At 72.5% G+C, this 18,904-nt stretch carries 20 protein-coding genes; 1 reads left to right on the forward strand and 19 read right to left on the reverse strand.

Going from position 1 to position 18,904, the window contains the following annotated elements; all coding sequences use genetic code 11:
• Positions 1 to 120 precede the first annotated feature (120 nt).
• The 15 genes from dprA to FHX78_RS09505 all read right to left on the reverse strand — a co-directional run bounded on the left by dprA (position 121) and on the right by FHX78_RS09505 (position 11,387).
• On the reverse strand, positions 121 to 1,281 hold the full coding sequence (gene dprA / locus FHX78_RS09435) for a DNA-processing protein DprA (protein ID WP_145867008.1): 1,161 nt from the start codon (positions 1,279 to 1,281) through the stop codon (positions 121 to 123).
• Positions 1,278 to 2,903 (reverse strand): YifB family Mg chelatase-like AAA ATPase, encoded by a 1,626-nt coding sequence (locus tag FHX78_RS09440; RefSeq protein WP_145867009.1) that lies wholly within the window; start codon positions 2,901 to 2,903, stop codon positions 1,278 to 1,280. The genes dprA and FHX78_RS09440 overlap by 4 nt, the downstream gene beginning before the upstream one ends.
• Position 2,904: 1 nt before the next feature.
• Positions 2,905 to 3,306 (reverse strand): YraN family protein, encoded by a 402-nt coding sequence (locus FHX78_RS09445; protein WP_145867010.1) that lies wholly within the window; start codon positions 3,304 to 3,306, stop codon positions 2,905 to 2,907.
• A 123-nt stretch (positions 3,307 to 3,429) separates the two neighbouring features.
• Positions 3,430 to 3,738 carry a DUF2469 domain-containing protein gene (locus FHX78_RS09450; protein ID WP_003965949.1) on the reverse strand — a complete coding sequence of 103 codons (309 nt, stop codon included), beginning with the start codon at positions 3,736 to 3,738 and terminating at the stop codon, positions 3,430 to 3,432.
• 56 nt (positions 3,739 to 3,794) lie between these two features.
• On the reverse strand, positions 3,795 to 4,334 hold the full coding sequence (locus FHX78_RS09455) for an NUDIX hydrolase (RefSeq protein WP_145871810.1): 540 nt from the start codon (positions 4,332 to 4,334) through the stop codon (positions 3,795 to 3,797).
• A 4-nt stretch (positions 4,335 to 4,338) separates the two neighbouring features.
• A complete protein-coding gene (gene lepB / locus FHX78_RS09460; protein ID WP_145867011.1) occupies positions 4,339 to 5,112 on the reverse strand; it encodes a signal peptidase I in 774 nt (257 codons plus the stop codon).
• A gap of 33 nt (positions 5,113 to 5,145) precedes the next feature.
• Positions 5,146 to 6,120 carry a signal peptidase I gene (gene lepB, locus FHX78_RS09465; RefSeq protein ID WP_145867012.1) on the reverse strand — a complete coding sequence of 325 codons (975 nt, stop codon included), beginning with the start codon at positions 6,118 to 6,120 and terminating at the stop codon, positions 5,146 to 5,148.
• Positions 6,008 to 7,099 carry a signal peptidase I gene (gene lepB, locus FHX78_RS09470; protein ID WP_145867013.1) on the reverse strand — a complete coding sequence of 364 codons (1,092 nt, stop codon included), beginning with the start codon at positions 7,097 to 7,099 and terminating at the stop codon, positions 6,008 to 6,010. Before lepB (FHX78_RS09470) ends, lepB (FHX78_RS09465) begins: the two co-directional genes overlap by 113 nt.
• Positions 7,092 to 7,832 carry a signal peptidase I gene (gene lepB, locus FHX78_RS09475; protein WP_145867014.1) on the reverse strand — a complete coding sequence of 247 codons (741 nt, stop codon included), beginning with the start codon at positions 7,830 to 7,832 and terminating at the stop codon, positions 7,092 to 7,094. Before lepB (FHX78_RS09475) ends, lepB (FHX78_RS09470) begins: the two co-directional genes overlap by 8 nt.
• Before the next feature lie 45 nt (positions 7,833 to 7,877).
• Positions 7,878 to 8,228: a 50S ribosomal protein L19 gene (rplS, locus tag FHX78_RS09480; protein WP_004924850.1), complete on the reverse strand. Its 351-nt coding sequence runs from the start codon at positions 8,226 to 8,228 to the stop codon at positions 7,878 to 7,880.
• Between the two features lie 135 nt (positions 8,229 to 8,363).
• Positions 8,364 to 9,197, reverse strand: coding sequence for a tRNA (guanosine(37)-N1)-methyltransferase TrmD (gene trmD, locus FHX78_RS09485; protein WP_145867015.1), 834 nt, complete (start codon positions 9,195 to 9,197; stop codon positions 8,364 to 8,366).
• Entirely contained in the window at positions 9,197 to 9,751 is a 555-nt protein-coding gene (rimM, locus tag FHX78_RS09490; protein WP_145867016.1) for a ribosome maturation factor RimM, read from the reverse strand. Before rimM ends, trmD begins: the two co-directional genes overlap by 1 nt.
• An 83-nt stretch (positions 9,752 to 9,834) precedes the next feature.
• Complete coding sequence (locus FHX78_RS09495; protein WP_003973401.1) at positions 9,835 to 10,074, reverse strand: RNA-binding protein; 240 nt, start codon at positions 10,072 to 10,074, stop codon at positions 9,835 to 9,837.
• Between the two features lie 2 nt (positions 10,075 to 10,076).
• Complete coding sequence (gene rpsP, locus FHX78_RS09500; RefSeq protein ID WP_145867017.1) at positions 10,077 to 10,496, reverse strand: 30S ribosomal protein S16; 420 nt, start codon at positions 10,494 to 10,496, stop codon at positions 10,077 to 10,079.
• A 291-nt stretch (positions 10,497 to 10,787) separates the two neighbouring features.
• Positions 10,788 to 11,387: a hypothetical protein gene (locus FHX78_RS09505; protein WP_145867018.1), complete on the reverse strand. Its 600-nt coding sequence runs from the start codon at positions 11,385 to 11,387 to the stop codon at positions 10,788 to 10,790.
• A gap of 594 nt (positions 11,388 to 11,981) precedes the next feature.
• Between FHX78_RS09505 and FHX78_RS09510 the strand changes: the two genes are divergently transcribed.
• On the forward strand, positions 11,982 to 12,848 hold the full coding sequence (locus tag FHX78_RS09510) for a methyltransferase domain-containing protein (protein WP_145867019.1): 867 nt from the start codon (positions 11,982 to 11,984) through the stop codon (positions 12,846 to 12,848).
• A 61-nt stretch (positions 12,849 to 12,909) separates the two neighbouring features.
• On the opposite strand, the gene ffh is transcribed toward FHX78_RS09510, so the two are convergent.
• The 4 genes from ffh to FHX78_RS09530 all read right to left on the reverse strand — a co-directional run bounded on the left by ffh (position 12,910) and on the right by FHX78_RS09530 (position 18,689).
• Complete coding sequence (gene ffh / locus FHX78_RS09515) at positions 12,910 to 14,460, reverse strand: signal recognition particle protein (protein ID WP_145867020.1); 1,551 nt, start codon at positions 14,458 to 14,460, stop codon at positions 12,910 to 12,912.
• A gap of 83 nt (positions 14,461 to 14,543) precedes the next feature.
• A complete protein-coding gene (locus FHX78_RS09520) occupies positions 14,544 to 16,970 on the reverse strand; it encodes a [protein-PII] uridylyltransferase (protein WP_373313135.1) in 2,427 nt (808 codons plus the stop codon).
• A 43-nt stretch (positions 16,971 to 17,013) separates the two neighbouring features.
• Entirely contained in the window at positions 17,014 to 17,352 is a 339-nt protein-coding gene (locus tag FHX78_RS09525) for a P-II family nitrogen regulator (protein WP_003993253.1), read from the reverse strand.
• Entirely contained in the window at positions 17,349 to 18,689 is a 1,341-nt protein-coding gene (locus FHX78_RS09530) for an ammonium transporter (protein ID WP_145867022.1), read from the reverse strand. The genes FHX78_RS09525 and FHX78_RS09530 overlap by 4 nt, the downstream gene beginning before the upstream one ends.
• Between the last annotated feature and the right edge of the window lie 215 nt (positions 18,690 to 18,904).

An 18,904-nucleotide genomic window follows, 5' to 3' on the forward strand; every position in this document is an offset into this window, starting at 1 on the left:
TTCGTTCAGGGGGCCGCCCCGCCGCTGCACACCCGTCGCTCTGCGTCATCACCCGGACACCCCAACTGACGTGTTTTCCAGGGCGTGTCGGGGTTCCCCCGGACGGCCGAACACGCTGCGTCAGCGAGGAGCGGGGTCATCGCGGACCGAGATCATCGCCTGGCGCGTCAACTTCCAGCCGTCGCCGTGTCGTTCGACGTAACCAAGTGCTCGTAGTTCGTACAGTCTCGCGACGGCGTCGTCCGGGGTGGTCTGCGCGGCGCGCGCGACCTCCTCCGGCCGGGCCGCTCCACGGGCCGGCAGCGCGGCGAGGACCTGGCGGCCGGCCGGGTCCAGCAGGTCCCGGGGCAGTACCGGCCCCCGGCGTTCCGGCGCGAGCTCGCCCATGTCGCCGACCAGCTCGACGACCTCGGCGGCATCGGTGACCAGGACCGCGTCCTGGCGCAGCAGTTCGTGCACCCCGGCGGAGAGCCCGCTGGTGGCCGGCCCCGGCACTCCCATCGTGTGCCGTCCCAGGCGCCGGGCCGCCCTGACGGTCACCAGCGAGCCGCTGCGGTGGGCGGCCTCGACGACCACGGTGCCCCGGGTGAGCGCGGCGATCACCCGGTTGCGGAGGATGAACCTGCTCGGTGTCGGGTGCTCGCCCGGCGGCAGTTCTCCGATCACCAGCCCCTGTTCGGCGATCCTGGCGATGAGCCCGGTGTGTCCGCGCGGGTAGGGCCGGTCGACTCCGCTGGCGAGGACGGCGACGGTGGCACCGCCGGAGCCGAGCGCGCCGCGGTGGGCGGCGCCGTCGATTCCGTAGGCGCCGCCGGAGACCACGACCCAGCCGCGTTCGGCGAGGCCGGCCGCGAGGGTGGCGGCCATGTGCGCGCCGTACTCCGTGCAGGCGCGGGCGCCGACGACGGCGACCGAGCGCAGCGCCCACATCCGCGGGTCCGCGCTTCCGCGCACCCACAGCCCGACGGGACGCGCGTCGCCCAGGTCGTCGAGCTGCCGGGGCCAGTCGGCGGCTCCGGGGCACACGAACCGCGCCCCGGCGTCGCGCGCGGCGGCGAGGTCCCTGTGCGGTTCGGCCGCCGCGGCCCGGGCGAGCAGCCCGGCCCACCGCTTGCCGCTCACCCCGGGCAGCGGCTCGCCCCGCTCCCGTAACCTCCTGACCACCGCGCCCACGCCCCGTTCCCGCATCCAGCGCCCGCAGGTCTCGTCACCCGGCTCGACGACCCGGGTGAGGAAGATCCGGTCGAGCAGGTCGTCCTCCGGTCCGGCCGCGGGGCTCATGCCGTCGCCCCGATGGCCATCGGCACACCGCGCGGGACGCCGGTGCGCAACTGCAGGGCGAGGGCCACGTCCCCGGCGTCGGGCCGGTCGTGGCCGGTCAGGTCGGCGACGGTCCAGGCGACCCGCAGCACCCGGTCGAGTCCCCGTGCGGTGAGCGCTCCCCGCTCGAGGCTGCGCTCGGCCTCGTCCATGGCGCCGGGGGCGGCGTGCCAGCGGCTGCGCAGTTCCCGTCCGGGGATCTCGCTGTTGGTGCGCCACGGAGTGCCGGTGAGGCGGGCCGCCGCGCGTTCCCGCGCCGTCCGCACCCGGTCGGCGACCGTGGCGGTGGTCTCGCCGCGGGCACCGCTCGCCGTGAGTTCCCTACGGGTGACCCGGTCGACCTCGACCCGCAGGTCGACCCGGTCGAGCAGCGGCCCGGACAGGCGGGCCTGGTAGCGGCGGATCGCCGAGGGCGGGCACTCGCACTGCTCGTGCGTCCGGGAGAAGCGCCCGCACGGGCAGGGGTTGGCGGCCAGCACCATCAGGAAGCGCGCCGGGAAGCGGACGACACCGGCGCTGCGCGCGATGACCACGTGTCCGGCCTCCAGCGGCTGGCGCAGGGCGTCCAGGGCCCGGCTGCTGAACTCGGGCGTCTCGTCAAGAAAAAGCACGCCTCGATGGGAGAGGGACACCGCCCCCGGCCGTGCCGTCCCCGGCCCGCCCCCGACGAGTGCCTGCATCGTGGCCGAGTGGTGCGGGGCGCAGTAGGGGGCCACGTCGATCAGGGGCTTGCCCGGTGGCAGCAGCCCCGCCACCGAGTGCACGGCCGTCACCTCCAGCGACGCCTGCCGGTCCAGCGGCGGCAGGATCGACGGCAGCCGCTCGGCGAGCATCGTCTTGCCGGCGCCGGGCGGGCCCTCCAGGAAGAGGTGGTGTCCGCCGGCCGCGGCCACCTCCGCCGCCGTCCGCGCCGAGAGCTGGCCCACGACGTCCGCGAGGTCATGGCCCTGGTCGTGCCGGGTCGCGTCGGCACTGTGCATCGCGGTGGCCGCCCCGGTGCCGGGGACGCGCAGTCCGGCGAGCAGTGGGTCGGGGCGCTCCGGCTCCTCGGTCTCCTCGTCGGGCACGGGCTCGTCGGTGAGCACCGCGATCAGCTGGCGCAGGCTCCGCACGCCGAGCACGGACACGCCCGGCACCAGTGAGGCCTCGGCGGCGGCGCACTCCGGCACCACCACCTGCTCGTAGCCGGCGTCGGCCGCGGCCAGCACCGCCGGCAGGATGCCGCGCACCGGCCGCACCCGTCCGTCCAGTCCCAGTTCGCCGATCATGACGATGTCGGCGAGCACCCGTGGATCGATCCGCTCGGCGGCACCGAGCACCGCGCAGGCGACCGCGAGATCGAATCCGCTGCCGGCCTTCGGCACCGAGGCCGGGCTGAGCCCCACGGTGAGTTTCTTCTGCGGCCATTCACCGCCGGAGTTGACCACGGCGGCCCTGACCCGGTCCCGGCTCTCCGTCAGGCTCTTGTCCGGCAGCCCCACCAGCGTGAAGGCGGCGACGCCCGGTTCCAGGTCGGCCTGGACCTCCACGACCACGCCCTCGACGCCCACCAGCGCCACCGAGCACGTACGGGCGAACCCCATGTCAGGCCACCCCCCGGACGTGCTCGACGACGGGTGCGCCGCGGGTGGGCAGTACGACGCCGACCAGGTCGATGCGGACCCCGCCGGGCGGTGCTCCCCCGTGTTCCTGCAGCCAGCGTGCGGCGAGGTCCCTCAGGCGCTCGGCCTTGGCCGGTGTGACGGCCGCCATGGGGTGCTGGTAGGGGCCTGCCCTGCGGGTCTTCACCTCGCAGACGACCAGGGCGTCCCCGTCCCTGGCCACGATGTCGATCTCGCCGGTCCTGCCACAGCGCCAGTTGCGCTGCAGCACCGTCATCCCGGCCTCGGTCAGCCGGCGTGCGGCCAGTGTCTCGCCGTACCTGCCGAGTGCACTGCGTGCCCGTTGTGCGTTCATGTCGGCACCACCTCCGGCGCCAACCGTCACGCATCCCGCCCCACGCAGTGGATCTTGGTGGGCAACTCAGCGGTTGTGGACAACTCCCTCACCCGCGCGAGGGCTCCGGATCAACCGCAGGAGAGCCCCGGATCAACCGCACTAGACGTCCGGTCACCCGCCCGGAAGCTCCAGGTCGCTCTTGTTGAGCTCCTCGATGTTCACGTCCTTGAACGTGAGGACGCGCACCTGCTTCACGAACCGGGCCGGCCGGTACATGTCCCAGACCCAGGCATCCGCCATGGACACCTCGAAGAACACCTCGCCCTGGACCGAGTGCACCTGCATCTCGTAGTCGTTGGTCAGATAGAAGCGCCGCTCGGTCTCGATCACGTATTTGAACAGACCGACGACATCGCGGTACTCCCGGTAGAGCTTCAGCTCCATCTCGGTCTCGTACTTCTCGAGGTCCTCGGCGCTCATGGCATGTTCCCCTTCAGCCGTGCGATCCCACCATTGTGCGCCAGTCCCGGGAGTACCTAGACGATTTCGGTGTCCAGGGTCACGGGTCCGGCCGGGGGACCTTCGTCGAGCAGAGTGCGCAGCAGCTCGGCGAGTCTGGTCGGATACACCGTCTCATGCGCCCGGGCCAGTTCCGGGTACGTCCACCAGCGCGCACCGGCGACACTGCGCCGCTCCAGCTCGGTCAGCGCCGTGGCCGCGGTCGCCGTCTGGGTGGTCCGGGCCAGGTAGTACCACTCGTCCTGGTCCCAGCGGCGCCCCGCGAACGGGAAGGAGCACCGCCGCCGCCACAGCACCGGCCCCAGTTCGACCCGCGTGATGCCGGTCTCCTCCGCGAGTTCCCGCAGTGCGGCCTGTTCACGGGTCTCGTCGCCCTCCACACCGCCCCCGGGCGTGAACCACCAGTCGTCGGCCGGGTCGTCCGGTTCGTGGCCGTGCAGCAGCAGGATGCGGTCCTGCGGGTCGAGCAGGACGACCCGGGAGACTCTGCGCAGTCCGCCCCGGTAGGAGTCCTCGGCCGCCGGAGCCGGCCCGGCGACGGCCGGCCGCGGGGGCACCGGGTCAGCGGCCACCGGCGGACCCCGTGTTCGCCCGGGCGCGGGAACCCGCCGCCCGCTGGGCGAGCGGACCGTACGCGGCACCGCCCAGCACGAGCACGGCACCGGCGATCACCATCGCCACGACCGTCCGCAGCGGGCCGGGTGAGGAGAGGTCGCCCAGCCGCTCGAATCCGGTGGGTGCCGTCAGCATGCCGTCCATCGGCCAGACCACGGCGTCGACCCGGGCCCGTACCGCGTCGCGGGAGACGGTGCCGCCGGCGGCGTCGGTCAGATGGGCCGTGGAGTCGACCGACCCGGCGCGCTCGTCACCGAGCAGGAAGAGGCGTCCCTCCGGCACGGTCACCTCGGGGAAGGCGCCGAACTCGGCCGCCGCGCCCCCGCCGAGGTACGGCTCCTCGATCGCCTCGCCGTTGACCTTCAGCTTCCCGTCCCGGCAGCAGGAGACCGTGTCGCCGCCGACGGCGACCACCCGCTTGATGAGGGGAACGTCCGCCCATGTGGTGTCCGTGAAGACGACGACGTCACCGCGGCGGACGTCGCCGCCGTCGATGCGCTCGGCCAGCACGCGGTCCCCGGCGTCGATCGTCGGCGCCATGGACGGGGTGGGCACGGTGTACGGCCGGTACACCACCGCTCCCCAGGCGAACCCGCCGAGGAACAGCACCAGCCCCAGGGTCACGGCCAGGCCGGACAGGCGCTGCCCGGTCCGGCCGGCCGAGCGGGCGGTGCCCGAGCCGCCGCCGGAAGCCGTACGTGTCGTGCTCTGACCACTCATGGGCGGCACCCTACCCGGCGGTACTACACCCGGTCAGCCCTCTTCGGCGCCGATCCGGCGACGCCGCCAGAGCACCAGCGGCACCGCGCCCACCAGCGCGAGCCCCTGGGGCGCGGCCGACAGGGCGGCGGACGACGCCGAGGCCTGGAGGCCGGGCTGGTCGAAGGTGTCCGGGACGGGCAGGTTGGTCCAGCGGTTGACCGGCCAGGCGATCACGACGGCGCGGCCGACGACCTTGTCCACGGGGACCATGCCGTCGTTCTTGTCGGCCCGGTTGTAGCGGGAGTCCCGGGAGTTCTGCCGGTGGTCGCCCATCACCCAGATGTGGCCCTCGGGAACCTCGACCTTGAACTGGCCGCCCTGGTCGTCCTGGCTGCACGGGGTGTTGCCGGGATACACGTACGGCTCGTTGAGCGCCATGCCGTTGACCGTGAGGGGGCCGGTGCCCTTGCACTCGACCGTGTCGCCGCCCACGCCGACGACCCGCTTGATCAGGTCCTTCTCCTCCGCGGAGGGCATCAGACCGATCCAGCTGAGGACCTTCTGCAGGGCGTTGGGATCGGGCGTCGGCTCGCCCGCCAGCCAGTTGTCGGGGTCGTGGAAGACGACGACCTCACCGCGCTCGGGCTCGGAGCCGAACCAGGGGGTGAGCTTGTCGACCAGGACCCGGTCACCCTGCTGGAGGGTGTTCTGCATCGAGTCGGAGGGGATGGAGAACGCCTGCACCAGGAACGTCTTGATCAGCAGCGCCAGCACCAGCGCGATGCCGATCAGGATCGGCAGCTCCTTCCAGAAGGAGCGGGGCTGCTTCGGCTGGGGCGGGCGGTCGCCCGGGCCCTGGTCACCTGTTTCCGTCCGGTCATCGCTCACTGCGCCGTCCTCGACCGCCCGCGTGTCACTCCCGGAGGGTACGGCGCGGTTCGCGGCCGGGTCGGCCGACTCCGCGGGGCGTCCGCGGTGTTCCTCGCCGCCCTGACCGGACCGTGCGCCAACCGCCACATCCCCCACGCCAACTCCTCACTCTCTGCCGCCGCCCGCGCCAAGCCCGGCGCAGGCCCACCACTCCCATAACGAGCGGGAGTTCCGCAGGGCTCGGGAGCTGGACGATTCCGTTCGGATCCTCCGGGGCAACCCTATGCGACAGCGGGGCGACAGCGGTCGACCCGGACGCCGCGTCCGACACGGAGGCGTAGGCCGTGGGTTCGTCCAGCGTGCTCCAGTGGCCGAGCGGCCAGGCGATGACCATGGCCCGGCCCACCACCTCCTCCTCGGAGACGGTGCCGCCGTAGGCGGTGTCCTGGTGGGAGCGGGAGTCGGCGGAGTTCTCTCGGTGGTCGCCCATCACCCACAGCCGCCCCTCGGGGACGGTGATGTCGAACGGCGTCGCGGAGGGGGCGTTGCCCGGGTACAGGTAGTCCTCGTCCAGGGGGACGCCGTTGACGGTGACCCGGCCCTGTGCGTCACAGCACTGGACGCGGTCGCCGCCGACGCCGACGACCCGCTTGATGAGGTCCTTCTCGTCCTCGGAGGGCAGCAGTCCGATGAAGGTGAGCCCTTCCTTGATCTGCTTGATCCCGACGGGGTCGTCCTTCTTCGGTGCGGTCTGCTCACCCTGGAGCCAGCCGCCGGGGTCCTTGAACACGACGACGTCCCCGCGCTGCGGCGTGGAGCCGAACCACGGGGTGAGCTTGTCGACGAGCACCCGGTCGCCGATCCGGATCGTCTGCTCCATGGAGCCGGACGGGATGACGAAGGCCTGCACGAGGAAGGTCTTCAGCACCAGCGCTATCAGCACGGCGACGCCGATGAGGAGGGGGATCTCCTTGACCGCGCTGCGCCTGCGGCGCCGCTTGACCTTGCGCTGGAGTTTGCGCCGCTCGGCGCGGGTGCGCCCGGGGGCGGGGCCGGACGCGCGGCGGGAGCCGGTGGGCAGCAGGTTCTCCGCGGCGCTGTCCGGGGCGCCGCGCGGCTTGCCGCGGTTACCCATGGGCGTCCTCCGCCGGGTGCGCCGGGTCCACCCCCGGGGCGGGCACGCGCGCGTAGGCGTCGGGCCGGTGCAGCCGGGTGGCGTGGCCGAAGGGCCAGACGATCCCGTCGGCGCGGCCGATCACCTCCGTCACGGGGATCATGCCGCCGCCGGGCGAGCCGAGGTGGTCCCGGGAGTCGCTGGAGGCGCTGCGGTGGTCACCGAGGACGAACAGCCGCCCGTCGGGCACGACGACGTCGAACGGCACCGTGGAGGGGCTGTCCCCGGGGTACAGGAAGCCCGACTCGTCGACCGACCGGCCGTTCACCCGGATCCTCCCCTCCCCGTCACAGCAGACCACGTGGTCCCCGCCCACCCCGACGACCCGTTTGACGTAGTCGGCCTCACCGAAATACCCGGTGCCGTCGAACACAATCACGTCGCCGCGGCGCGGCTCGGCGCCGAAGCGGTACGCCAACTTGTTTACGAGAACGCGGTCCCCGACCCTCAATACCCGTTCCATCGATCCGCTGGGGATCTGGAACGGGCGCGCCACGAACGTGTTGAGCGCCAGCAGGAACAGCAGACAGAGCAGCAGGGTCAGGGTAATGCGCCCGCCGGGCACCGATGCGGTGAGGCGCGACACCAACGCGGAACGCGACCGCCCCTCCGGGCCCGGCCGGTCCGAGGTGTCCTCGGGTCCGTCCGGGGGGAGGGAGCGGTCGCGCTCCGTCGGCTGTGCTTCGGTGTCCATCGGGGCCAGATGCTATCCGGCCGCGATATGACGCCGGTAAAGCGCTCAGTTCTCGCGCTTCTCCTTGATCTTCGCCGCCTTGCCGCGCAGCTCGCGCAGGTAGTACAGCTTGGCGCGGCGGACGTCACCCCGGGTGACGAGCTCGATCTTCTCCACGATCGGGGTGTGCACCGGGAAGGTGCGCTCGACGCCGACGGAGAAGGAGACCTTGCGGACCGTGAAGGTCTCGCGGACGCCGGCACCCTGGCGGCGGATCACAACGCCCTTGAACTGCTGCACACGGGAGCGGTTGCCCTCGATGACGCGCACGTGGACATTGACGGTGTCGCCGGGGCGGAAGGCCGGGACGTCGCTGCGCAGCGACGCGGAGTCGACGGAGTCGAGGAGGTGAGACATTTCGTCTGCTTTCTTCGCTGATGCCGCAGGTCATCAACGGCAACTGGGAGTTCCGGGATTCGGGTCGCGCGGTTCGGGGCGGGCGTCGTGTCCCCCTGCGGCAGGGGCGCTCGCCGGTCGACGCACAACAGCCGCCTATTCTTCCACGCCGTCGGTCCTGCGCCAAAATCGGCCGTACGGCTCCCCCGCGGGGTCCGGTTCCCAGCCGAGGATGGACAGCATCTCGCGGTCCTTCTTGTCGAAGGCCTGGGGATCGCAGCGTTCGATGAGGTCGGGGCGGTGGGCGGTGGTGCGCCGCAGCGCCTCGTCGCGCCGCCAGCGGGCGATCCTTCCGTGGTGGCCGCTGAGCAGCACCTCGGGTATCCCCCGGCCGCGCCAGCCGGGCGGCTTGGTGTAGACGGGGCCCTCCAGGAGGCCGGCCATGGCGCCGGGTGCGAAGGAGTCGTCGCGGTGGGACTCGGCGTTGCCCAGGACGCCGGGGAGCAGCCGGGCGACGGCCTCGGTGACGACGAGGACGGCCGCCTCGCCGCCGGCCAGGACGTAGTCGCCGATGGACACCTCGTACACGGGCATCCGGGTGGCGTACTCGTCGATGACGCGGCGGTCGATGCCCTCGTAGCGGGCGGGGGTGAAGACCAGCCAGGGGCGCTCGGAGAGCCGGACGGCGAGGTCCTGGGTGAAGGGGCGGCCGCTGGGGGTGGGCACGATCAGGGCGGGCTCGCGGGAGCCGGCCTCGTAGCCGTCGGCCAGGACGGTGTCCAGCGCGTCTCCCCACGGCTCGGTCTTCATGACCATGCCGGGGCCGCCGCCGTACGGGGTGTCGTCGACGGTGTTGTGCCGGTCGTAGGTCCACGCGCGCAGGTCGTGCACGTGCACGTCGAGCTGTCCGCGGGCGCGCGCCTTGCCGACGAGGGAGACGTTCAGCGGCTCGAGGTACTCGGGGAAGATCGTGACGACGTCGAGCCGCATCACGACTCTCCCTCGGCGGCGTCCCGCGCGGAGGCGATCTCGGCCCGGTCGTCGATCAGGCCGGGGGGCGGGTCGATGACGGCCCGCTGCTCCTCCAGGTCGATCTCGGTGACGATCTCCTCGACGAACGGCACGTACACCTCGCTGCCGTCGGGGCGCTCGACGACGAAGAGGTCCTGGGAGGGCAGGTGCGAGATCTCGGTGATCCGGCCGACCTCCTCGCCGTCCTTGGTGACGACGTCGAGGTCGATCAGCTGGTGGTCGTAGTACTCGTCCTCGTCCTCGGGCCGCTCGTCGGGGTCGACGTCGGCGATGAGGAGGGTGTTGCGCAGGGCCTCGGCGGCGGTGCGGTCGAGGACGCCCTCGAAGCGCAGCAGGAGGCGGCCACTGTGGACGCGCCCGGTCTCGATGGTGAGCGGCCCGACGGAGGCGGGGTCGGTGGTCAGGACGGCGCCGGGCCCGAGCCTGAGCTCCGGTTCGTCGGTGCGGACCTCCACGGTGACCTCGCCCTTGATGCCGTGGGCGCGGCCGATGCGAGCGACTACCAGCTGCACTGTGCTTGATCTCCTGTCATACGACTACGGGCCGGGGACGGCCCTGTGGCCCTCCCCGGCCCGAGCCGGCGCTGCGTTTGACGTCAGCGGACGTGGTCCACGTCGACGAGGTCGACACGGACACCGCGGCCGCCGATGGCGCCCACGACGGTGCGCAGAGCGCGTGCGGTGCGGCCGTTGCGGCCGATCACCTTACCGAGGTCGTCCGGGTGGACCCGGACCTCGAGCACACGCCCGCGACGCAGGTTGCGCGAGGCGACCTGCACATCGTCAGGGTTGTCGACGATGCCCTTCACGAGGTGCTCGAGAGCCTCCTCGAGCATGCTCAGGCCTCGGTCGACGCGGACTCGGCGGCGGCCTCGTCCTTCTTCTCAGCCTTCTTCTTCTGGGTGATGGCCTCACCCTTGCCCTCGTCGTCACCGCCGAGCGCCTCGAACGACGGGCGGGCAGGCTTCTCGGCCTGCTGCAGCAGCGGAGCCGGGGCGGGCTCGCCCTTGAACTTCTGCCAGTCGCCGGTCTTCTTCAGGATGGCGAGCACGGGCTCGGTCGGCTGGGCGCCGACACCGAGCCAGTACGCCACACGATCGGCGTCGACCTCGATCACCGACGGGTTGTACGTCGGGTGGTACTTGCCGATCTCCTCGATGGCCCGGCCGTCACGGCGGGTACGGGAGTCGGCGACGACGATGCGGTAGTGAGGCGAACGGATCTTGCCCAGACGCTTCAGCTTGATCTTGACTGCCACGGGAGTGGGTTCTCCTGGATTTGACGTGGTTGGGCACGGCGAGATGTGCCGCGTGGGGTTGCGGTACCCGAGTGCCCGATGGACGCGTCAGCCGGAGGAGAGAGGGGTCCTGTGCGGCTGTCGAGTACAGCTAGCCATTGTGCCACACGCTGCGGGACGGGTCCGACCGCGGGGGCACGCCCGACGGCCCTGAGGCGCTGCGGTGACCGTGCGCCGCGGGGCGCGGCCCCGCTCCGGGGTGCCGCACCGGGCGGCACCCCGCTTCCGGCACCCACGAGATGCCGGAGTCGTTCAGCCGGCGGCGGCCACCACGTCGGGGATGCGGAACGGCTTGCCGCAGCCGCCGCAGACGATGGGGGCCTGGGCCAGGACCGAGGGGACCACGCGCACGTTGCGGCCGCAGTCGCAGACGGCCTTGACGCGGACGCCGCCCCCGGAGGAGCCGTGCCGTGCGGCCGGCCCCCGGAAGCTGCGCGCGGTGTCCCCCGCGGTCGCGGCGGAGTGGGCCTTCAGGGCGCGCTGGAGGCGCTCCGTGGTCGGGCGGTAGCGGCGCTTCGCCTCGGGGGTGAGCGTGACCAGCGAGAAGCCGCTGCTGGGATGCGGTTCGTCGGGGTGGTCCAGGCCCAGCTCCTCGGCGATCGCGAGGAATCTGCGGTTGTGGTAGCGACCGGCGCGGGATGTGTCGCGTACGCCGCGCGCGGCGGCGACGCCGTGGACTGCCTCGTGCAGCAGTCGTTCGAAGGAGAGTTCGTGACCGCACGCGGACGACGACTCCCCGATCAGTGACTCGGGCGCGGCAAGATCGGGCAGCTCGGGGTGGTACCGCTGAATGTCGGCCCACGCCTGTGCCAGCTCTGCGGCGAGAACAGGTGGTGTCTGTGTCGTGCTCACGTAATCACAACGAGGCGGGGTGCCCCAGTGTTCCGATTCCGGGGCATCCCAAATAATTTGCACGTACCCGTCAGTTGCCGCTGATGCGCGCTGACGAGGGCGGGTGCGCTGATCTGCGGAGAAGCCTCGCAGCTCACCTCAAGGTGGTGCGTAGGCTGACGTACGCCCCCACGTGCAGGCGGGGCTCACGCGCCGGTGCGCGTGGGGTCCGTGAAGGCGCAAGAGGCGTTTCGGCCGCGCTCACGCCGGCCGGGTGTCCGGCCCGCCGGACGCGCCACGCCCGCGACGTTACCGGGTCCGCCACCGGGACCCCGCACCGCCCCTCCCCGGCCCGTTCCCGGCGCCTCCCGGCCCGGTGGACCTTGGCCGGAACCGGCGTCCGGGTGCCTTCGCCGTGGCCGGCCGTCCGGCCCGGGATTACCGGAATGTGAATTCTTGCCACTGGCACGAGCAACTACCAAGCCGCCGCCCCTTTCCACTGGACGACACGTCGAGGGCGGAGTTTCCTGGCATACGGGGGGTGTGCGGGCGCACTGCACGGGGGCCAGGGAATCGGGCACGGCGGCAACTCTCGGCTGATTGGGGCGCTTACCTATGACACCTACGCTCGTGCGGCAGCACCTGCCTCGTACGGGGACCGGTCCCCGCGTGGACCAGCGGTCCCGCGCGCGTGACTGGTCCGAGATCCAGGAGCGGATGCTCGTACCGCTCTACGAGGCCGTCTACGAGCGACTGGACGTCGGTCCGGCGACACGGCTGCTGGGCCTCGGCTGCGGCTCCGGGCTGGCCCTGCTGATGGCTGCCTCGCGCGGTGCCGCCGTCACCGGTGTGGACACCTCGGCCGACCGGCTGGCCCTCGCGCGGGAGCGGCTGCTGCCCGGTGAACGCGACGAGCGGTCACGCCCCGGAGGAGGGGACGGCACCCGGATCGTGCGGGGCTCACCCCGTGAGGCGGCCCGGGCGGACGCGCCCGCGTACACCGTGGTGACCGCCTTCGAGCCGATCGGCCCCCGCGCGGGGGACGTCGAGGAACTGGGCGGGCTGCTCTCCGAGGCGACGCCGCTCACCGGGCGCGGGGCGGCCGTGGTGCTGGCCGGCTGGGGGCCGCCGGAGCGCTGCGCCACGGCGTCCGTGCTCCGGGTGGCCGCCAAGCTGGCCGAACCGCTGCGCACCACCGGCGGCGCGCGCGCCGCGGACCGCGACGACCTGGAGCGGGCGGCGGCACGGGCGGGACTGCGGCCGGACGGCTCGGGGCGGGTGGCCTGCCCGTTCGGCTACGCCGACGTGGACAGCGCGGTGCGGGGCCTGAGGTCGACCGGCCTGTTCGACGCGGCGATCACGGCCACGGACCAGGTGCAGGTCGACAAGGAGCTGGCGGAGGCCCTGCATCCGTACCAGCGGCCGGACGGGACGGTGTGGATGCCGAACGTGTTCCGGTACCTGATCGCGCGCACTCCCTGAGGAACGCCTCGGGGGCGCCCCTGCCATGAGGGGCGCCCCCGAGGGCGGACCGGCGCGGGCCTCAGCCCATGAACTTCTTGAACTCGTCGGGCAGCTCGAAGTCCTTGCCGCCCTGCTGCGGCAGCCCGAAGGCGTTACCGCCCTCCGCGGCGGCGGCGCGGCGCGCGGCCTCCTCCTGCTCCTGCTGCTTGCGCTTCATCGGGTTGCCGGAGCGCTGCTTGCCCTTGGCCTGCTTCTGCTTCTTCTTCGTCCGGCCGGGACCGCCGCCCATGCCCGGCATCCCGGGCATCCCCGGCATGCCGCCGCCCTGGGCCATGCGGGACATCATCTTGCGCGCCTCGAAGAACCGCTCGACCAGGTTCTTCACCGCGCTGACCTCGACGCCGGAGCCCTTGGCGATACGGGCGCGGCGCGAGCCGTTGATGATCGTCGGCTCCTGGCGCTCGGCCGGGGTCATCGACTTGATGATCGCGGCCGTGCGGTCGACGTCCCGCTCGTCGAGGTTGTTGATCTGGTCCTTGATCTGGCCCATGCCCGGCAGCATGCCGAGCAGCTTGGAGATGGAGCCCATCTTGCGGACCTGCTCCATCTGGGCCAGGAAGTCGTCCAGGGTGAAGTCCTGGCCCTTCTTCGACGCCAGCTTGGAGGCCATCTTCTCGGCCTCTTCCTGGCTGAACGTCTTCTCCGCCTGCTCGATCAGGGTGAGCAGGTCACCCATGTCGAGGATGCGGGAGGCCATCCGGTCCGGGTGGAAGGCGTCGAAGTCGTCGAGCTTCTCGCCGTTCGAGGCGAACATGATCGGCTTGCCGGTGACGTGCCGGATCGACAGGGCGGCACCACCGCGCGCGTCACCGTCGAGCTTGGAGAGCACCACGCCGTCGAAGCCGACGCCGTCGCGGAAGGCCTCGGCCGTGTTGACGGCGTCCTGGCCGATCATCGCGTCGACGACGAAGAGGATCTCGTCGGGCGAGACCGCGTCCCGGATGTCCGCGGCCTGCCGCATCATCTCCTGGTCGATGCCCAGGCGGCCGGCGGTGTCCACGATCACGATGTCGTGGACCTTGGTCCTGGCGAAGTCGATGGAGTCCTTGGCGACCTTCACCGGGTCGCCCACGCCGTTGCCCGGCTCGGGCGCGTAGACGGCCACGCCCGCGCGCTCGGCGACGACGCTGAGCTGGTTGACCGCGTTGGGGCGCTGGAGGTCGGCGGCGACCAGCACGGGCGAGTGGCCCTGCTCCTTCAGCCAGCGGCCGAGCTTGCCGGCGAGAGTGGTCTTACCGGCACCCTGCAGACCGGCCAGCATGATCACGGTGGGCGGCTGCTTGGCGAAGCGGAGACGGCGGGTCTCGCCGCCGAGGATCGTGACGAGCTCGTCGTTCACGATCTTCAGCACCTGCTGGGCGGGGTTCAGCGCCTTGGAGACCTCGGCGCCGAGCGCCCGCTCCTTGACGTTCTTGATGAACATGCGGACGACCGGCAGGGCCACGTCCGCTTCCAGCAGGGCGATGCGGATCTCACGCGCCGTGGCGTCGATGTCCGCTTCGCTCAGCCGGCCTTTTCCGCGGAGGTTTTTGAAGGTCGCGCTGAGGCGGTCGGAGAGAGTATCGAACACGGCGGCGTCGGTCCTCGGAGTCGGAGACAGGCTGGGGAATCGCCCTCCAGGGTATCCCGGCGCGCCGGGACACCGGAGTGTCCTCACCCACGCAACGTCTCCTCCAGTTTCCGCGCCACCTCGACCGCCTCGTCACCCGGCAGCCGCACACCCCGTTCCCGCGTCACGTAGAAGGCGTCCACGGCGTTCGCGCCCAGCGTGGAGGCGTGCGCGCTGCGCACCCGGACCCCCGCGTCCTCCAGCGCCCGCCCGATGCGGAACAGCAGGCCGGGCGCGTCCTGGGCGCGGACCTCGATCACCGTGGCGTGCCGGGAGGCGGCCGGGGCGACCGTCACGCGCGGCGGCGGGGCGACCACGCCGCGCCGCCTCGGGTACGCGGCGTCCCGTTCGGCGAGGCGCCCGGCGACGTCCAGGGTGCCGTCGAGGGCGCGCACGAGGTCGGCGCGGAGCCGGGCGGCCTGGGGCAGCGAGCCGTACTCGGCGGCGACCCGCCAGTCCAGCAGCAGCACGGAGCCCTCGACACCGGCCGGGAGGTCCAGGGCGCGCAGTTCGGCGGTGCGCACGGTCAGCCGGTGCATGGCGAGCACCCCGGCGACCGCGGGCAGCACGCCCGGCTGGTCGGGTACGGCGACGACCAGTTCCACGCCGAGCGGCTCGGGGTCGCCGGAGGGCTCGGCGGGCGGCTCGGTCTGCGCGCGCAGGGCCAGCACCGGCGCGCCCGTGGCGACCGCCTCGAGCGCGAGGCGCTCCTGTTCCGCGGTGGGAGCCGCGCCCCCGGGATCGGCCGGTACGTCTCCGGACAGCACGGCGCGGACGCGTCCGACCAGGTCGGTGACGAGCGAGGCGCGCCAGGACGACCAGGCGGCCGGGCCGGTGGCCAGCGCGTCCGCCTCGGTGAGGGCGTGGAGCAGTTCGAGGGTGCCCTGGGAGCCGACGGCCTCGGCGACCGCGCGCACGGTGGCCGGGTCGTCCAGGTCGCGCCGGGTGGCGGTCTCGACGAGCAGCAGGTGGTGGCGTACGAGGGTGGCGATCACGGTGACGTCGTGCTGGTCGAAGCCGAGGCGGGCGGCCGTGTCCCGGGCGATGACCTCGCCGGCCACCGAGTGGTCGCCGGGCCAGCCCTTGCCGATGTCGTGCAGCAGCGCGGCGACCAGCAGCAGGTCGGGCCGGTGCACGCGCCGGGTGAACTCGGAGGCGCGGACGGCGGTCTCGATGAGGTGCCGGTCCACGGTCCACAGGTGCACGGCGTTGCGCTGGGGGCGGCAGCGGACCCGTTCCCAGTCCGGGAACAGGCCGTTGACCAGGCCTTCGGCCTCCAGTGCCTCCCAGACCTGCACCGTCGGCCGGCCGGAGCCGAGCAGGGTGACCAGTTGTTCGCGTGCCTCGGCGGGCCAGGGGGTGGGCAGGGGGCGTGCGGTGGTCGCCATGCGCCGTACGGCGTGCAGGGAGAGCGGGAGTCCGGCCTGCGCGGCGGCGGCCGCGGCGCGCAGGGGGAGCACGGGGTCCCGTTCGGGGCGCGCGGTACGGGCGAGCACCACTTCGCCGTCCTGTTCCACGACGCCTTCGGCGAGCGGGGAGCGCTCGGCGGTCGGTCTGCCGCCGCCCAGCATGGCGCGCAGCCGGGGCCGCACCGCGCGGGAGCGCAGCACACGGCCCACTTCGCGCCAGGTGACGTCACCGGCGTAGGCGATGACGCGCGCGGACTCGTAGACCTGCCGCAGCAGCGCGTCCGCGTCGAGCACGCCGAGTGCGGCCGCGACCTGGTCCTGTTCCTGGAGCGCGAGCCGGTCGGTGGCGCGGCCGGTCGTCAGGTGCAGGGCGTCGCGTACGTCGAGGAGGCGCCGGCGGGCTTCGGCGAGGCCCTCGCGCGGGGCGTCGGCGAGCCAGGAGGCGGCGACGGCGCGCAGCGCGGTGGCGTCGCGCAGTCCGCCGCGGGCCTCCTTGAGGTCGGGTTCCAGGAGGTACTGGAGCTCGCCCTGGCGTTCGGCGCGTTCCTCGCAGAGTTCCCGCAGGGCGGGGAGCCGTTTCGGGGCCTGGTTGCGCCAGTCGGCGAGGACCGCCGTGCGCAGTGCGGTGGTGAGACCGAGGTCACCGGCGAGGTGCCGGGCGTCCAGCAGTCCGAGCTGCACCTTGAGGTCCTCGCCCGCGGTCTTGCGGGCCTCCGCCGGGGTGCGGACGGAGTGGTCGAGGGCGAGCCCGAGGTCCCAGACGGGGTACCAGAGGCGGTCCGCGAGGGCGGCGACCGCCCGGGGGTCGCCACCGTCGTGCAGCAGGAGCAGGTCGAGGTCGCTGCGCGGGGACAGTTCCGCGCGCCCGTAGCCGCCGACGGCGACCAGGGAGACCCCGCGCGCGCCCTGCGCGCCCGCCGCGAACAGCCCGGTGAGCCAGTCGTCGGTGAGGTCCGCCAGGGCGGTACGGCGCGGCGGCCCGGACCGCGTCTCCTCGGTGAGGAGGCGCAGCCGGGCCGCCGCGTAGCCGCCGGGTCCCGAGTCCTCTGTCTCGTCGTGCATGTCCGTGCCCGTCACCCGGCGGCTCCTGTTCTGTTCGGCTGCCTCAGAGCGCGTCCGGACCGCGCTCGCCGGTCCGCACCCGTACGGCCGTGTCCACCGGGATCGACCAGACCTTGCCGTCGCCGATCTTGCCGGTGCGGGCCGCCTTGACGACCACGTCGATCAGCTGCTCGGCGTCGTCGTCCTCGACCAGGACCTCGATGCGGATCTTGGGCACCAGGTCGACGGTGTACTCGGCGCCGCGGTAGACCTCGGTGTGGCCGCGCTGGCGGCCGTAGCCGCTGGCCTCGGTGACGGTCAGACCGTGTACTCCGAAGGCCTGCAGGGCCTCCTTGATCTCGTCGAGCCGGTGCGGCTTCACGACGGCGGTGATGAGCTTCATGCGTCCACCTTCTTGCTCTCGGCCGGGGCGACGGGGGCGGCGGTGGCGGTGCGGGCCGCGCCGCCGCCGGCACCGCTGAAGTCGTACGCGGTCTCGGCGTGCTCGGCCTGGTCGATGCCGGCCACCTCGTCGTCCTCGGAGACTCGCATACCGATGGTCCTGTCCAGGAGGAAGGCGAGGACCGCGGAGACGACCAGGGAGTAGGCGAGGACCCCGAGGACACCGGCGCACTGCTTCCAGAACTGGTCCGGGCCGCCGCCGTAGAAGAGGCCCGCGACGTCGGACTGGCCCTTGCCGGTGGCGAAGAAGCCGATGAGCAGGGAGCCGAGGATGCCGCCGACGAGGTGGACGCCGATGACGTCGAGGGAGTCGTCGTAGCCGAACCGGTACTTCAGGCCGACGGCCATGGCGCACAGCACACCGGCGATGACGCCGATGGCGATCGCGCCGAGCGGGGAGACCGCGCCGCCCGCCGGGGTGATGGCGACCAGGCCGGCGACCGCGCCGGAGGCGGCGCCGAGCGTGGTGAAGGCGCCGTGGCGGATCTTCTCGTAGGCGAGCCAGCCGAGGACCGCGGCGGCGGTGGCGACCTGGGTGTTGACGAACATCAGCGCGCCGACGCCGTCGTCGTTGCCGAGCCAGGAGCCGGCGTTGAAGCCGAACCAGCCGAACCACAGCAGGCCGGCGCCGAGCATGACCAGCGGGAGGCTGTGCGGGCGCATCGGGTCCTTCTTGAAGCCGATGCGCTTGCCGATGACGAGGATCACGCCGAGCGCGGCGGCACCGGCGTTGATGTGGACGGCCGTGCCGCCGGCGAAGTCGATGACGCCCAGCTCGAAGGCCCAGCCGCCGGCGCCCCACACCCAGTGCGCGACCGGGAAGTAGACGATCGTGGCCCACAGGGCGACGAACAGCGCCCACGCGGTGAACTTCACGCGGTCCGCGAGCGCGCCGCTGATCAGGGCGGGCGTGAGGACGGCGAACATCAGCTGGAAGACCAGGAAGACGAAGACGGGGATGGTGTAGCCGTCCCACAGTTCGGTCAGGCCGATGTCGCTGAGGCCGACCCAGTCGGAGTTCCAGCCGATGACGCTGCCGGAGTCGGTGCCGAACGCCATGGAGAAGCCGTACAGCACCCACAGGACGGTGACGATCCCCAGGCTGATGAAGCTCATCATCAGCATGTTCAGGGTGCTCTTGACGCGGACCATGCCTCCGTAGAAGAAGGCCAGACCCGGGGTCATGAGCATCACCAGGGCGGAACAGATGAGCATGAACCCTGTGTTGGCGGCAGACAGCTCGGGCGCGTCTGCGGCCAGGGTGATGGCTGGTGCCATCGGCGTCTCCTCGTCGTTGGTACGGCCCCGTGCGGGCGAAGCCTCGAGCGGATCGAGGGGTGGGCCGGTTATGCGCCATGAGATTGGCGCAGCGCCGTTTCGGCGGAAGCCCCTCGTTGTTTCGCCGCCGTGACGAAGGCACCGTGCGTGTTACGGGTCGATGAACCGCCGGATCCGGGGCGCGACGATCGTTATCGTGACGCAACCTTCGGTGG

The organism is Streptomyces capillispiralis (assembly GCF_007829875.1).
Lineage (GTDB): Bacteria > Actinomycetota > Actinomycetes > Streptomycetales > Streptomycetaceae > Streptomyces > Streptomyces capillispiralis.